Source organism: Rhizobium pantanalense (genome assembly GCF_030182525.1).
Lineage (GTDB): Bacteria > Pseudomonadota > Alphaproteobacteria > Rhizobiales > Rhizobiaceae > Rhizobium.
This window is the reverse complement of the sequence record NZ_JAQJCH010000068.1, coordinates 1-361: the sequence shown is the minus strand read 5'-3', so window position 1 is coordinate 361 and position 361 is coordinate 1. Positions and strand designations below refer to the sequence as shown.

Sequence of the window (361 nt, the reverse complement as noted above, 5' to 3'; positions counted from 1 at the left end):
GCACAGGCGATGAAGGACGTGATACGCTGCGAAAAGCCGTGGGGAGCTGCGAATAAGCTTTGATCCATGGATCTCCGAATGGGGCAACCCACCTTAAATACCTAGAAAATCTGAATTGTTGACTGGTTTATCTCTTCCATCGAGCTTTCGAGGGACGAGGGATCGAAGCCCGTTTGGGCTTCGCAAGGCCAAGGGCCGTCGCCGCTGATGCGGCGTAGGTTCGGCAGTCTGGTGGCTGGTGAAACACTTCAGGTTTCTAGGTATTGTAACAAGGTATCTTCACCTGAATAAAATAGGGTGTAAGAAGCGAACGCAGGGAACTGAAACATCTAAGTACCTGCAGGAAAGGACATCAACCGAG

1 rRNA gene is annotated in these 361 nt (G+C 51.0%); it reads left to right on the top strand.

Features of this window, described 5'->3' with window-relative positions:
• Window positions 1-4 precede the first annotated feature (4 nt).
• A 23S ribosomal RNA gene (locus PH558_RS34420) occupies window positions 5-361 on the top strand; the annotation flags it as partial.